Below are 13,423 nucleotides of genomic sequence, written 5' to 3'. Positions count from 1 at the left end.
AATAGGAGGGGAGACTATGCCAAGGAAAGTATGGCTATTAGTAGCTGGGATGATTATTAATGTCACGGGTGCTTCTTTTTTATGGCCTTTTAATACAATTTACTTACATGATAGTTTAGGGAAATCTTTATCAGTAGCCGGAATGGTATTAATGATCAACTCGCTTACTGGTGTAATCGGAAACTTGCTCGGCGGTGTTTTATTTGATAAATGGGGCGGTTATAAATCAATTTTAGTAGGGATTGTCATTACACTTGTATCGATTTTAGGTCTTGTATTTTTCCATGGTTGGCCGTTATATGTTGTGTGGCTAGCATTAATCGGATTCGGTTCTGGAATGGTGTTTCCATCGATGTATGCGATGGTTGGTACGGTTTGGCCAGAAGGCGGGAGACGAGCGTTCAATGCAATGTATGTTGGACAAAATGTTGGTATTGCTATTGGAACAGCGTGCGGTGGATTAGTTGCGTCTTATCGTTTTGATTATATTTTCTTAGCGAACTTTATTTTATACTTTATTTTCTTCTTAATTGCGTTTATTGGATTTCGTGGTATGGAAGCAAAAAAAGAGCAAGAGGTACAAAAAGAAGCCGAAACGAAAAAAGGTTGGTCACTTACACCTGGCTTCAAAGCGCTTCTAATCGTATGTGTAGCATATGCTTTATGCTGGGTTACATACGTACAGTGGCAAGGGGCAATTGCGACGTATATGCAAGAGTTAAATATTAGCCTTCGTCACTACAGTTTATTATGGACGATAAACGGGGCGATGATTGTTTGTGCGCAGCCGCTCGTTAGTATGCTGATTCGCTGGATGAAGCGTTCTTTAAAACAGCAAATTATGATTGGAATTATCATTTTTGCGGCGTCGTTTATTGTTTTAAGTCAAGCGCAGCAATTTACGATGTTCCTCGTTGCGATGGTGACATTGACAATTGGTGAATTATTCGTATGGCCGGCAATTCCAACCATTGCAAATATACTTGCGCCGAAAGATAAGCTAGGATTTTATCAAGGTGTTGTAAATAGCGCAGCGACTGTAGGGAAAATGTTCGGACCGGTCGTTGGCGGAGCGATTGTTGACTTATACAATATGGAAGTATTGTTTATTGCGATCATGGTAATGCTTGTAGTAGCGCTTATAGCAACGAGTATTTATGATAGACGAGTAAAAGTAGAAGAAACAGTTGAAGAAAAAATTGCAGTTTAGTTTGACGGAACATGCAACATGTTTTAGAATATATTTAATTAACTCATATTTGTAATAACAGTGAGAAGGAGTAGTAGTAATAGAAGCTGGTTTAGAGAGTTGACGGTCGGTGCAAGTCAATCCACGTTTCGTTATGAACTCGCCTTTGAGTTGCAGTTGTGAAATCATTAGTAGCAATTGCCGTTAATCCACGTTACGGATCTAAGCGAATGTATTTATTACATTAATTTAGGGTGGTACCGCGGGAATCTATAACCTCTCGTCCCTTTCTAGGGATGAGAGGTTTTTTGTATTTTGGGCGGTGAAAATAAATCGAATTTCAAGGAGGATATCTCATGAGCTTTAATCATCAAAAAATTGAGAAGAAGTGGCAAGGTCATTGGGAAGAGAATAAAACATTCCGTACGCCAGATGAGACAGAAAAACCAAAATTTTATGCACTAGATATGTTCCCATATCCATCAGGTGCAGGCTTACACGTAGGGCATCCAGAAGGATATACAGCGACAGATATTTTATCTCGTATGAAGCGTATGCAAGGGTATAACGTTCTTCATCCAATGGGATGGGATGCATTCGGTCTTCCAGCAGAGCAATATGCACTTGATACTGGAAACAGCCCAGCAGAATTTACAGAGCTTAATATTAATACGTTCCGTAATCAAATTAAAGCATTAGGTTTCTCTTACGATTGGGATCGTGAAGTAAATACAACAGATCCAACCTACTACAAGTGGACACAATGGATCTTCCTAAAACTATTTGAAAAAGGTTTAGCTTACGTTGATGAAGTACCTGTAAACTGGTGCCCAGCACTTGGTACAGTACTTGCGAATGAAGAAATAATTGACGGTAAGAGTGAGCGTGGTGGACATCCAGTTGAGCGTCGTCCGATGAGACAGTGGATGTTAAAAATTACAGCTTACGGAGATCGTCTATTAGAAGATCTAGATGAGCTTGACTGGCCAGAAAGCTTAAAAGATATGCAGCGTAACTGGATCGGTCGTTCTGAAGGTGCAGAAGTACACTTCAACATCGATGGTACAGATGAGAAATTTACAGTTTTCACAACGCGTCCTGATACACTATTTGGTGCAAGCTACTGTGTACTTGCTCCAGAGCATGCACTTGTTGCTGACATTACAACAGCAGAGCAAAAAGAAGCTGTAGAAGCTTACATTAATTCTGTAAAAATGAAGAGCGACCTAGAACGTACAGAACTTGCGAAAGAGAAAACTGGTGTATTCACTGGTGCTTACGCAGTCAACCCAGTAAATGGTGAGAAATTACCAATCTGGATCGCTGACTATGTTCTTGCAACTTACGGAACAGGTGCTGTAATGGCAGTTCCAGCTCACGATGAGCGTGATTATGAATTCGCATCAACGTTCAATCTTCCAATGAAGGAAGTTGTAAAAGGCGGAGACATTTCGAAAGAAGCATATACAGGCGATGGTGCGCACATAAACTCAGCATTCCTTGATGGTTTAAATAAAGAAGAAGCAATCGTAAAAATGATTGAGTGGCTTGAAGTAACAAGCGCAGGAAATCAAAAAGTAACGTACCGTCTACGTGACTGGTTATTTAGCCGTCAACGTTACTGGGGTGAGCCAATTCCGGTAATCCATTGGGAAGATGGTACAATGACAGCTGTGAAAGAAGAGGAATTACCATTAGTTCTTCCGAAAACAGAGAACATCCGTCCTTCAGGTACAGGTGAGTCACCACTTGCAAATATTGAAGAGTGGGTAAATGTTGTTGATTCTGAAACTGGTAAAAAAGGTCGTCGTGAAACAAATACAATGCCACAATGGGCTGGTAGCTGCTGGTACTACCTACGCTACATCGATCCAAACAACAGCGAAGCACTTGTAGATCCTGAAAAAGTAAAACAATGGCTTCCGGTTGATATTTATATCGGCGGAGCAGAGCACGCTGTACTTCACTTACTATATGCTCGTTTCTGGCATAAAGTATTATATGATATCGGTGTAGTTCCAACGAAAGAACCGTTCCAACAATTATTCAACCAAGGTATGATCTTAGGTGAAAACAACGAGAAAATGAGTAAATCAAAAGGTAACGTTGTAAACCCGGATGATATCGTAGCAAGCCACGGTGCAGATACACTTCGTCTATACGAAATGTTCATGGGACCATTAGATGCTTCAATCGCTTGGTCTGAAAATGGTCTTGACGGAGCTCGTCGTTTCCTAGACCGCGTATGGCGCCTATTCATTCAAGATAACGGTGAATTAAGTGAGAAAATTACTGATGCACCAAACAAAGAGCTTGAAAAAGCTTACCACCAAACAGTGAAGAAAGTAACAGAAGACTATGCAGAGCTTCGCTTCAACACAGCGATTTCTCAAATGATGGTATTCATCAACGATGCATACAAAGCTGAAACACTTCCGAAAGAATATGTAGAAGGTTTCGTAAAAATGATTGCACCAGTTGCACCTCATATCGGGGAAGAACTTTGGAGCAAGCTTGGATACAATGAAACAATCACATATGCAAGCTGGCCAACATTTGATGAGTCTAAACTTGTAGAAGATGAAGTTGAAATCGTTGTTCAAATTATGGGCAAAGTTCGCGCAAAATTAACAATGAGTAAAGACGCATCAAAAGAAGAAATGGAACAACTTGCACTTGAAGCAATTAAAGAACAAATCGAAGGAAAAGCAGTTCGTAAAGTAATTGTCGTTCCTGGAAAACTTGTTAACGTTGTTGCAAACTAATTAATGCTAAATAAAAGCTCAGAGCGTTTATGCTCTGAGCTTTTTTATGTAAAAAATAATCTCTGGATCACCTTCATCAATGAAGAACGAAGAAAAAGGCGCGGAATTCCCATATAGACAAACACCTATTCTTCTATAAGAAATATGATAAAAAAGGTAGGCTAAATTGAGCAGAAGAGGTGAAAGGAATGAAAGGAATGGACAATAATGCACCGCATGGCTTTTTCGGAGGTGGATCGGATAGTTATGGACAAATGATGTTCATGGGAGGAGATGGCCAACACGGGTATGGTGGAATCCCAAGTTGGATGGGGGGAACACAAGGAGGATTTCCAACATCAGTAGCTGGAGCACAAACAGGAATTCCGACATTAGTAGGAGGAGCACAAGGAGGAGTGCCTGTAGGTATGCCAACTACATTTCCATCTTTCGTAGGAGGAGCACAAGGAGGAGTACCTGTAGGTATGCCAACTACATCTCCATCTTTCGTAGGAGGAGCACAAGGGGGAGTGCCTGTAGGTATGCCAACTACGTTTCCATCCTTTGTGGGAGGCGTACAAACAGGATTTCCTGTACCTGGCGTTGGTGTTGTAGCTGGTGGAATCGGTGGTTTCCCACAAGGTGTTCACGGTCATCATGTGCACCATGAGCACCACGGTCATCATCAGCACGGTCATCATCAGCACCATGGTCATCATCAGCACCATGGTCACCATCAACAACAAGTACATCATCAGCACCACGGCCACCATCAACAACAAGTACATCACCACGGTCATCACCAAATTCATCCGCAGGCTGTTCTTTTTCAAACACACCAAGGCCAACACCATCATCAAGGCCAACATCACCACCAAGGCCAACATCACCACCAAGGCCAACACCATCATCAAGGCCAACACCATCATCAAGGTCAACACCATCATCAAGGTCAACACCATCACCAAGGGCAGCAACATCAACAAGGCCAACATCACCACCAAGGGCAGCAACATCATCAAGTACAGCAACATCAACAAGGGCAACAACAAATTTGGTACGGTGGAGGAGCTGGAACTGCAGCGGGGCATGCTGGACACGTGGGACACTAATGAATTACATAAAAAATTCTCTTGTGCGCAAGGGGATTTTTTATTTTGAAGAAGAATATATTTGCATTTCGAAATGTGGTATTGAGTAGTAAAATACGAAGTTCATGATTTGTGAATGATAGTACAAAAAAACTGCTAAGAATATTCCTAGCAGTTTCTCTTACATTATTTACCTGCGTTTGCCAATATCTCTTGACGTTGGCGTTCGATTTCAGCACGAAGTTGTGGTTCTGGTGCTTGCCAGCCTTCAGGTTTTAAAATTTTGCCGTCGCCTTCACGGAAGCGAGGTTTCCCATCAGGGAATAGTTTTGCCATGTTAGCGTTGTTTACAATTTCAAATCCTTTATCTGGACGTACGCCCATTTCTGCAAACGTTCCGAATGCAAAGTAAATAAGATCAATAAGTGCATCGTATTGATCTTCAACAGTTGTTGCTGCTAGAAATTCTTCTAGCTCTTCTTGCATAAAGCTAGCACGAATTTTTGCGCGCTCTTCTGTTAATTTTGTTGGGGTATTTGTCACAGGATGTCCGAATACTTCATGCATTTTTGCAACAAGTTCGTACCCTTTATCTAAACCTTTTTCGTTTGTCATGTTGTTTCATCCTTTCTCACTTTGTGCCGAAGTTTATTGTAACATAAGGTGATTATTAAATGAAAAAGGCTTGTCCCAAAATTGATGAGAGTAGCTCTTTTTTCATGTCTCATAATGGTAAATAAAATTTTATCGGCGATTTTTCGAATATATCGACCACAATTTGAATTTTATCAGCGATTCGACAAGGAATATCGAATTAACTACAAAATACGACAATAATAACCTGCTTATTAATAAGAAAAACCGTCCCAAATACCTTTTGGGGACGGCCTCGCTCGCTATTCTTCTTTCTTTAATAAAATGGATAAAATGAGATCAATGCCAAACATTCCGATGAGTAGCATTGGTATAACGACAAGTAAATAACGAGTAAAAGAAACATTTTTTAAATATGTATGAGCAAATAAAAAGACGCCAAGAAATAAAATACCATTTAAAATAGGTTTTACTAATTTTTTAGACATAAGCTCCCCCGTAAATATCCCTTTTCTCTATTTAAAAATAAAAACTCCCCTCTCCGTTGTACCATGCCAGAGAGGGGAGTTCAATCATTAACTTATTCAATTACGCCAGAATTTGTAATATTGACAGTGTATTTCACCTTAATAGGAACATCTTTATACATTCTTCGCCACTCTTCTAATTTGAATGGACGGTAATGTTCTTTATACCTTGCGCCGAGACCGAGTGGATCCACATTTAAAGATTTAAACTGTTTAATTAATTTGTTAGCTGTTGCATCTAATTGTTTTTCAACTGACTTTTCTATTTTTTTTGTGTTCTTTTTATTTTCTAAGTTGAACTGTTTAGATAGTTCTTGAATGCGTGCTTCTAGTTTAACGTGTATGAAAAATGATGGTTTACCATCTTTAATACTTACTTGGTAAGTTGGGACGGATCGAATATTATTAATGATTGTGTATCCTGAGTTTGCTTTAAATTCATGTGAATCTAAGCGATGTTTTTCCAATAAACCTTTAAAGGCGAACATATCGTGATAGTTAATTTTCCCAACATATTTATCTCTTTTTAAAAGTCCGATACCAGTAATTCTTATTTTATCTTTATCTTTTTTGAGTATTGGTAAATAAGAATCTTGACCTTCACGATAATATCGATAGGCTCCTAAATGTAGATTGTCAGTAGGTAAAGGACCCGTTTTCATATTATGGTCTAACATTTTCTTTATATAAATTGCAACGTTAGATGATGTTGTATATTTACCTTTTAGTAAGTCTAGTCCTGTTCCCTCTAATAAACCGACATAAATAGAGTTCCCGATATTCACATCACGAATTAACGTGTCAAAGGAAGTTGACAACCCTTTTTTGGCGATTTTTGTAGTAAATAAAGCAAAACGCATTTGTCCACTTGCAAACGGCTGAGAGGATTCTAAAGATATATCCGCTTTTACTTGTTTTACTGCGTTTCCTACTCCTTCAAAGACTTGAACTTTATTACCTTTTTTCTGTATAGGACAAACGAATGTGACTTTTACTTTATTATCTTTTGCTGTATCAAAAACAGCCCCTTGAATGAGATTGACATCATCGATAATATTTTTTTGTAAGCAACCAGTTAGACTAAGGATGCTGATACAAGAAAGAAGCATTAATTTTCTTTTGATTTTTTCCATTTTCTTTTCACCCACACAATAATAAATAGAATTGGGATGTATATGTAAATAAGCCAAAAACTAATTCTTGACGCATTGCTAATAAAGTCATTAATATCATGTCTGTTTGTTAAAAGTTGTGAAACAATGAGGGTAATGAGCAAAAAAGTAATTAAAACACCTCTTTGTTTTACACGAAATATTTCGTGTGTTCCTCTTGTCGCTGCCCATAAAGGAAGAATGAAGCTCGTAACAATAACGAGAGCATAAGCTGAGATTGCAATGTACTCTAGCCTTTCTATGAAAGGAAGTTGGATAACCTGAGTCATAGAGAGCTGGGCCCAAATTGTTTTGGATAATTGTTTTTCGCTAAAGAATGTAAAAGCTAAGAGGGTGCTAAATAAATATAAAAGATTAGAGAATAGCGCACCGTATTGTGCAAATTTATGAGATTTCTTAGACTCTTTTACAAATGGATAAATCATAAGAAAAATTTCAAATCCGCTCATAGTATAGATTGATAATTGAGATGCTTTTAAAATGTCTGAAAATGAATGTGAAAATACAGGGAGTAAATTAGACCAGTGAGTGTATTTTAAGATAAAAAGGCTAATGAAAAGATATCCGAGTGTCCCGCCGATAGAAATGACACAGATACCAGTAATAACACGAAAACCAGATGAGATAATATAATAACCGACTAAGCATAGAAAAGTTGTTAGCATCCAAATCGAAGCAGAAGGAAACATCCATACTTGAATAATTTCTACATATGTTCGAACGACAGAAATACTGACCATTAAAAAATACACCATAAAGATAATGTTAATCCCATTCCCAAGCCACTTTCCGAATGTTTGTTTATGCAAATCAATTAAATTGCCATCTATACCTTTTAGTGAGGAATACATCATCCATAGGAGAATATGAATGATGATTCCTGTGAGAAGGACACCTATCCAGCCATCGTATCCAGCTGCTTTCGCAATAATGCGGGCAAATCCGAGAACACCAGCACCAAATTGTGCACCGTGAATTAAGAAGAAGACGAAGATAGGTGATATTTGGTGTTCTGCTTTAATTTTACTCATCGATGCACCTCATTTCTTAATCATCAAAATCAGATGTATGTTTTGTTGAAATTCCGTTTGCTGATTTCTTAACATGCTGTGGTCTAGCTTGTACATCCCTCGTATCAATCATCGTTAATGGAAAACGAATCCAAGAGTCCTTTGCTGATTGTTGGCGTGTTGGATAAAACAGTGCGTACGGCTTACGTAAAGAAGTTAGTCTAAAAAGATGGGTAAATAAAAAGATAAATCCAAGAGAAATACCAAATAGACCACCTATTTCTGCAAATGCGAGAAATGGGAAACGTAGTAAACGAACGGCGTTACCCATTTTATAAATGGGTGTAATAAAGGAAGCTAACGCTGATAAGGCAACGATAATTAATAAAATGTTACTCGTTAACCCAGCTTGAACAGATGCTTGTCCAATTACGATACCACCTACAATACCGAGTGTTTGTCCTACTTTCATCGGTAACCTAGCCCCAGCTTCTCTTAATAAATCAATAACTAATTCCAAAAAGAGTGCTTCGATTAAAGGTGGGAATGGTACTTGTGCTCTTGATAAAATCAATGTTTCAAGCAAATCGCTTGGAATGAGTTCGTAATGATAACTTAAAACGGCAACATATAATGGGGCTGCACAAATTGAGAAAAGAACCGCGATAAGTCGTAAAATCCTTGAAAATGTAGCGTACAGCCAAGAGACGTTATAGTCTTCTGGTGAAATAAAGAAATCGAAATATGATACAGGAGTTAGTAGAACGTTTGGTGAACCGTCAACAAAAATTGCAATTTTGCCATCAATAAGTGCCTTTGTCACTCTATCAGTTCGTTCTGTATTGATATATAATGGAAAAATTGATTTTTCGCCCATTAACTCTTGAAGATAAGCACTATCATTAATTTGATCGTATTCAAGAGCTCGCAATGATTCTTCGAGAAAATCCACATTATCCTTTTCTGCAAGGTTGTCTAAATACATTATTACAACCTTTGTTTTCGAAAAGGAGCCAATTATCATTTCTTTTGTTTGCAGTTCTAATACTGGAAGGCGTTTACGGACTAAATTAATATTTGTATCAATAGCTTCTACAAAACCTTCTTGTGGACCGATAACTGTTGATTCATTTAATGGAGGGCTTGGTGCCCGGTAAGTATCAATTGCAATGTTTGCAAGCATACACTTTTGATCTTGCTGGTTCAATTGAATAATTGCATGTCCTTTTAAAACCATGTCCTCAATTTTTTGTAAGTCGTTCGTAATTGTAATACCGCTCATTGGCATATGTTCTTTTAGCTCCTCAAGAGAAGAACAAGAGCGTTCTAAAAGTGTAGGCATTAAATACTTTTGAAGCTTTTCTCCATCAAGTGAAGGACGGTAGTAAGAAATCCAATAAGGCATCGTTTCATCATCAGATGTATGATAATTAACAAAGTCACTAGACATTTTTAGTTTTGCTATTAAGTCTTGTAGAGAATGAATATGGTCCTTTTCTGGTTTGCTAAAGTCATAAATGCTGTTACTTCCAGCGCTTTGAGAAGGATTCTTTTGTGCAGCCGGTTGCTGTTTGTCTTGAGAAGGATTCTTTTGTGCAGCTGGTTGCTGTTTGTCTTGAGAAGGATTCTTTTGTGCAGTCGGTTGCTGTTTGTCTTGAGAAGGATTCTTTTGTGCAGCCGGTTGCTGTTTGTTTTGAGAAGAATCTTCTTGTGTAGATTGCTGCTGTTTGTCTTGAGAAGAATCCTCTTGTGAAGCCTGTTGCTGCTTGTTTTGAGAAGAATCCTCTTGTGAAGCCTGTTGCTGCTTGTTTTGAGAAGAATCCTCTTGTGAAGCCTGTTGCTGCTTGTTTTGAGAAGAATCCTCTTGTGTAGACTGTTGCTGTTTGTTTTGAGAAGAATCTTCTTGTGTAGACTGTTGTTGTTTGCTTTGAGAAGAATCCTCTTGTGTAGATTGCTGCTGTTTGTCTTGTGAAGAATCCTCAGTTTGTTCTCCATTTTTTTGCTGGCTATTCTTATCTTGGTTATGTTTCATGCTTCTAGTTTTCTTTTTGTTATTGTTCTCTTGATCGTTATACTGTTGTTCCGAGTCGTTTGTCTCTTTTGCTTCTGCTGTATTTGAGTTTTTTTTCTTACGTAACCAATTCCAAATCATATGTATGCCCTCTTTGATTGTGTAATATAGTGCTATTTTGTGGCTAATTTTGTATATTATTCATTTATTTATGAAAAGAAGGAGGAGATTGGTTTGCATAGAAAAAATCCTTTAGTAAGCAGTTCATAATATGACGGGAAGAAGGCGAGTCTGTGCAAATTGTAAAAAAGGAGAAGTTTGTTTTAAAAGAGTTTGTGTTTGAAAATGGTAGGGAGATTCCTGTTCAAATGGGGTATGAGACGTATGGTGCTTTAAATAGAGAAAAATCAAATGCGATTTTGGTTTGTCACTATTTTAGTGCAACAAGTCATGCGGCAGGAAAGTATACAGAGCATGATGAGGAAGCTGGTTGGTGGGATGGATTAATTGGACCTGGGAAAGCAATTGATACAAATAAATATTTCGTTATATGTACTGATAACCTTTGTAATGTACAGGTGAAGAACCCCTACGTGATTACAACGGGACCAAAATCGATAAATCCGATGACTGGTTTTGAGTATGCGATGGATTTTCCAGTTTTCACATTTTTAGATGTAGCACGTATGCAATATGAGTTAATAAAAGATATGGGGATTGCTAGATTGCATGCTGTAATGGGACCGTCGGCAGGTGGGATGATTGCGCAGCAATGGGCTGTCCACTATCCTCATATGGTAGAACGAATGATTGGAGTTATTACGAATCCGCAAAACCCAATTATAACGTCGGGAAATGTAGCGCAAAATGCGATCGAAGCAATTCAGCTTGATCCAAATTGGAAAGGTGGAAAGTACGGAGAGGAACAACCAACGAAGGGGCTTCATTTGGCGAATAAAATGATGTTTATGAACGCATTTGATGAACATTTTTATGAAACGGCATTCCCGCGGAACAGTATAGAAATGGCACCTTATCAGCAATTTTCTGCATTAACATCATTTGAGAAAGAAATAAATAAAGTGACATGTAAAAGTATAGATTTAGTAGATGCAAATTCATGGATGTACACTACAAAAGCGGTCTTATTACATGATATTGCACATGGATTTTCTTCCTTAGAAGAGGCTCTTTCTAAGATTGAAGCGAATGTACTCATGATTCCATGCAAACAAGATTTACTTCAGCCGCCTCGTTACAATTATAAAATGGTAGACATTTTGCAAAAGCAAGGGAAGTATGCAGAAGTATATGAGATAGAAAGTATAAATGGGCATATGGCAGGAGCGTTAGATGTTCATTTATTTGAAAAGAAAGTTTATGAGTTTTTAAACCGGAAAGTATCTAGTTTTGTGTAGGAAATAATTAATGTGGAAAGGTGCATGATTTATAGTAGGCACCTTTTTTTACATGATTTGCAGACGGAAAATATATGAAGCGATTGATAAACCGAAGAAAGCTATACTAAGTAATAGAAATAAGAATGACATTTCTTGAGGGGATTTTATCTTTTTATTATTTTTCATACTAAGAGCAATAACTGCAACAATTAAAAAAATGATGCCCATAATGAAAAGAAAAAGTGTCATTTTAACTGGCTCCTTTCATCAAACAAGTATATTGAGGATACAATGCGCTAGTTATGTTTGTAAAGAATAAGTTTTGCGGGAAAATTGAGAAATACATGTTCCATTCTTTGCGTTCCTTCCTTCGCGTGCTAAAATTGATGAGAAATGATTGTTTAAAGAAGAAACTGAAGGTTTTATTGTATATAAGGAGGAACTACATATGACAGAAGTAAAAACAATTACTACAGAAGAAGTGCAAGAGCGTTTAGAAAATGGAGAAACATTATTTTTAGTAGATGTAAGGGAAGATGAAGAAGTAGCGGCAGGGAAAATTCCGGAAGCTGTACATATTAAAATGGGCGATATTCCAAATAAAGTAGATTTCTTTGAGAAAGAGAATGAATATATCTTTATTTGCCGTTCAGGAATGCGTAGTGAAAATGTATGCCATTATTTAAATGAGCAAGGATTTAAAACAGTGAATATGGTTGGCGGTATGCTTCAATATGAAGGTGAAACGAAATAGTTAATTGTTAAAAACTTGAAACGAGTCTGTTTCAAGTTTTTTTCTTTTGCATACAGTGTATAAAAGGGGGGTAGGTAAATGGGGATTAACATGCGTAAAGTAAAAATTATAAATAATACAGGAGCTGTTAATGTCGGTGACTGTTATGATATCTCACCTTTAGCTGTGGCAAAAATATATGCTGGTGCTGGAGGATCGAGTGCGGCTGTTTTTTTAAATGGGAAACGACAGCCAGAAGCTGTGATTAGAACATCAGTGTTTCTTCCGCCATTAGCGACGAGTACACGTACATTAGGTGCATAAAGGAAAGGTAGAGTGTAAGTATGCCTGCACGTATTAAAGAGTTTATTATTGTTAATAATACTGGGAATATATTTACCGGTGATAATTTGAGTGATACATCGTTTACTGCATCGAAATCGTATAGTGGTTCAACGGGTTGCACTTGGATTGATGTTGTTACAGTAATAGGGACGGAGACGAAGCTTTGTTTACAACCGGGAGATTCGGTGACGACAACCTATACACGAGGTACTCCTGCTAGTAATCTAACAGGAGCAAATACGGGGCAAGGTGCAAATGTATCAAATATAGTACAAAGTGTCCCTAATACAGATAATATGGATTCAACAGCTGGACTCCCCTAAGAAATTAGGGGAGTTTTTATTTAAAAGAAGTATTGGAAACACTATAAATGGAAACCCGCTCGCTGGAATGATAAATGCTCCTTTAGTTGGCGTGAGTTCATTAAATGCGACAATTATTACTAACTTGCCTGCTGGAGCCGCTGTTAGCTTGCACTTATCTGGATTGCTTGGGGTTACATTATCTACGACAACGCCAGGGGCTACTCTGACTATTATTAGATTAAGTTAATCAGCGAAAAACCTTGGAACTTTTACGTTTCAAGGTTTTTTATTTGTTTGAGCAA

The 13,423-nt window shown here is 37.8% G+C and carries 13 protein-coding genes, 1 pseudogene and 1 other annotated feature; of the genes and pseudogenes, 8 read left to right on the top strand and 6 right to left on the bottom strand.

From position 1 onward, the window contains the following. Positions 1-16 precede the first annotated feature (16 nt). The 3 genes from MHI07_RS22275 to MHI07_RS22265 all read left to right on the top strand — a co-directional run bounded on the left by MHI07_RS22275 (position 17) and on the right by MHI07_RS22265 (position 5,045). Complete coding sequence (locus tag MHI07_RS22275) at positions 17-1,210, top strand: MDR family MFS transporter (protein ID WP_016106406.1); 1,194 nt, start codon at positions 17-19, stop codon at positions 1,208-1,210. A gap of 51 nt (positions 1,211-1,261) precedes the next feature. Next, positions 1,262-1,480, top strand: a binding site (T-box leader). Between the two features lie 65 nt (positions 1,481-1,545). Next, entirely contained in the window at positions 1,546-3,954 is a 2,409-nt protein-coding gene (gene leuS, locus MHI07_RS22270) for a leucine--tRNA ligase (protein WP_340826357.1), read from the top strand. 188 nt (positions 3,955-4,142) lie between these two features. Continuing rightward, positions 4,143-5,045 (top strand): VrrB protein, encoded by a 903-nt coding sequence (locus MHI07_RS22265; protein ID WP_340826354.1) that lies wholly within the window; start codon positions 4,143-4,145, stop codon positions 5,043-5,045. Positions 5,046-5,210: 165 nt separating this feature from the next. Here MHI07_RS22265 and MHI07_RS22260 read toward each other — a convergent pair whose 3' ends face one another. The 5 genes from MHI07_RS22260 to MHI07_RS22240 form a co-directional block, all read right to left on the bottom strand. After that, entirely contained in the window at positions 5,211-5,639 is a 429-nt protein-coding gene (locus MHI07_RS22260; RefSeq protein WP_340826352.1) for an HAD family hydrolase, read from the bottom strand. A gap of 281 nt (positions 5,640-5,920) precedes the next feature. Then, the gene (locus MHI07_RS22255) at positions 5,921-6,106 is read right to left on the bottom strand and encodes a hypothetical protein (RefSeq protein WP_044737517.1); all 186 of its coding nucleotides are present in this window, start codon (positions 6,104-6,106) and stop codon (positions 5,921-5,923) included. Between the two features lie 92 nt (positions 6,107-6,198). Beyond that, entirely contained in the window at positions 6,199-7,278 is a 1,080-nt protein-coding gene (locus tag MHI07_RS22250; RefSeq protein WP_078180091.1) for a Ger(x)C family spore germination protein, read from the bottom strand. Further along, complete coding sequence (locus MHI07_RS22245; protein ID WP_078180090.1) at positions 7,254-8,348, bottom strand: spore germination protein; 1,095 nt, start codon at positions 8,346-8,348, stop codon at positions 7,254-7,256. The genes MHI07_RS22250 and MHI07_RS22245 overlap by 25 nt, the downstream gene beginning before the upstream one ends. 16 nt (positions 8,349-8,364) lie before the next feature. Continuing rightward, complete coding sequence (locus MHI07_RS22240; RefSeq protein ID WP_078180089.1) at positions 8,365-10,479, bottom strand: spore germination protein; 2,115 nt, start codon at positions 10,477-10,479, stop codon at positions 8,365-8,367. A 152-nt stretch (positions 10,480-10,631) separates the two neighbouring features. Between MHI07_RS22240 and MHI07_RS22235 the strand changes: the two genes are divergently transcribed. Then, on the top strand, positions 10,632-11,756 hold the full coding sequence (locus MHI07_RS22235) for an alpha/beta fold hydrolase (RefSeq protein WP_078180088.1): 1,125 nt from the start codon (positions 10,632-10,634) through the stop codon (positions 11,754-11,756). Positions 11,757-11,804: 48 nt separating this feature from the next. Here the strand turns inward: MHI07_RS22235 and MHI07_RS22230 are convergent, their stop codons facing one another. Beyond that, positions 11,805-11,987: a hypothetical protein gene (locus MHI07_RS22230; protein ID WP_002160171.1), complete on the bottom strand. Its 183-nt coding sequence runs from the start codon at positions 11,985-11,987 to the stop codon at positions 11,805-11,807. Between the two features lie 199 nt (positions 11,988-12,186). Between MHI07_RS22230 and MHI07_RS22225 the strand changes: the two genes are divergently transcribed. The 4 genes and pseudogenes from MHI07_RS22225 to MHI07_RS22210 form a co-directional block, all read left to right on the top strand. Continuing rightward, entirely contained in the window at positions 12,187-12,492 is a 306-nt protein-coding gene (locus MHI07_RS22225; RefSeq protein WP_000141214.1) for a rhodanese-like domain-containing protein, read from the top strand. A 78-nt stretch (positions 12,493-12,570) separates the two neighbouring features. Then, positions 12,571-12,795 (top strand): spore germination protein, encoded by a 225-nt coding sequence (locus tag MHI07_RS22220; RefSeq protein WP_000512595.1) that lies wholly within the window; start codon positions 12,571-12,573, stop codon positions 12,793-12,795. Positions 12,796-12,815: 20 nt separating this feature from the next. Continuing rightward, complete coding sequence (locus MHI07_RS22215) at positions 12,816-13,139, top strand: hypothetical protein (RefSeq protein WP_070145186.1); 324 nt, start codon at positions 12,816-12,818, stop codon at positions 13,137-13,139. Positions 13,140-13,179: 40 nt separating this feature from the next. Further along, a pseudogene (locus MHI07_RS22210) lies at positions 13,180-13,368 on the top strand (BclA C-terminal domain-containing protein); the annotation flags it as partial. Positions 13,369-13,423 lie beyond the last annotated feature (55 nt).

It is taken from the genome of Bacillus sp. FSL H8-0545 (assembly GCF_038006105.1).
Lineage (GTDB): Bacteria > Bacillota > Bacilli > Bacillales > Bacillaceae_G > Bacillus_A > Bacillus_A cereus_U.
Note: the sequence above shows the minus strand (reverse complement) of the source record. Positions and strands in the feature narration are given on the sequence as shown.

Bases quoted from the DNA above. Each gene is read 5' to 3' on its own strand.
- MHI07_RS22275 (WP_016106406.1), top strand. From the start codon at position 17: ATGCCAAGGAAAGTATGGCTATTAGTAGCTGGGATGATTATTAATGTC.
- leuS (WP_340826357.1), top strand. From the start codon at position 1,546: ATGAGCTTTAATCATCAAAAAATTGAGAAGAAGTGGCAAGGTCATTGG.
- MHI07_RS22265 (WP_340826354.1), top strand. From the start codon at position 4,143: ATGAAAGGAATGGACAATAATGCACCGCATGGCTTTTTCGGAGGTGGA.
- MHI07_RS22260 (WP_340826352.1), bottom strand. From the start codon at position 5,639: ATGACAAACGAAAAAGGTTTAGATAAAGGGTACGAACTTGTTGCAAAA.
- MHI07_RS22255 (WP_044737517.1), bottom strand. From the start codon at position 6,106: ATGTCTAAAAAATTAGTAAAACCTATTTTAAATGGTATTTTATTTCTT.
- MHI07_RS22250 (WP_078180091.1), bottom strand. From the start codon at position 7,278: ATGGAAAAAATCAAAAGAAAATTAATGCTTCTTTCTTGTATCAGCATC.
- MHI07_RS22245 (WP_078180090.1), bottom strand. From the start codon at position 8,348: ATGAGTAAAATTAAAGCAGAACACCAAATATCACCTATCTTCGTCTTC.
- MHI07_RS22240 (WP_078180089.1), bottom strand. From the start codon at position 10,479: ATGATTTGGAATTGGTTACGTAAGAAAAAAAACTCAAATACAGCAGAA.
- MHI07_RS22230 (WP_002160171.1), bottom strand. From the start codon at position 11,987: ATGACACTTTTTCTTTTCATTATGGGCATCATTTTTTTAATTGTTGCA.
- MHI07_RS22225 (WP_000141214.1), top strand. From the start codon at position 12,187: ATGACAGAAGTAAAAACAATTACTACAGAAGAAGTGCAAGAGCGTTTA.
- MHI07_RS22220 (WP_000512595.1), top strand. From the start codon at position 12,571: ATGGGGATTAACATGCGTAAAGTAAAAATTATAAATAATACAGGAGCT.
- MHI07_RS22215 (WP_070145186.1), top strand. From the start codon at position 12,816: ATGCCTGCACGTATTAAAGAGTTTATTATTGTTAATAATACTGGGAAT.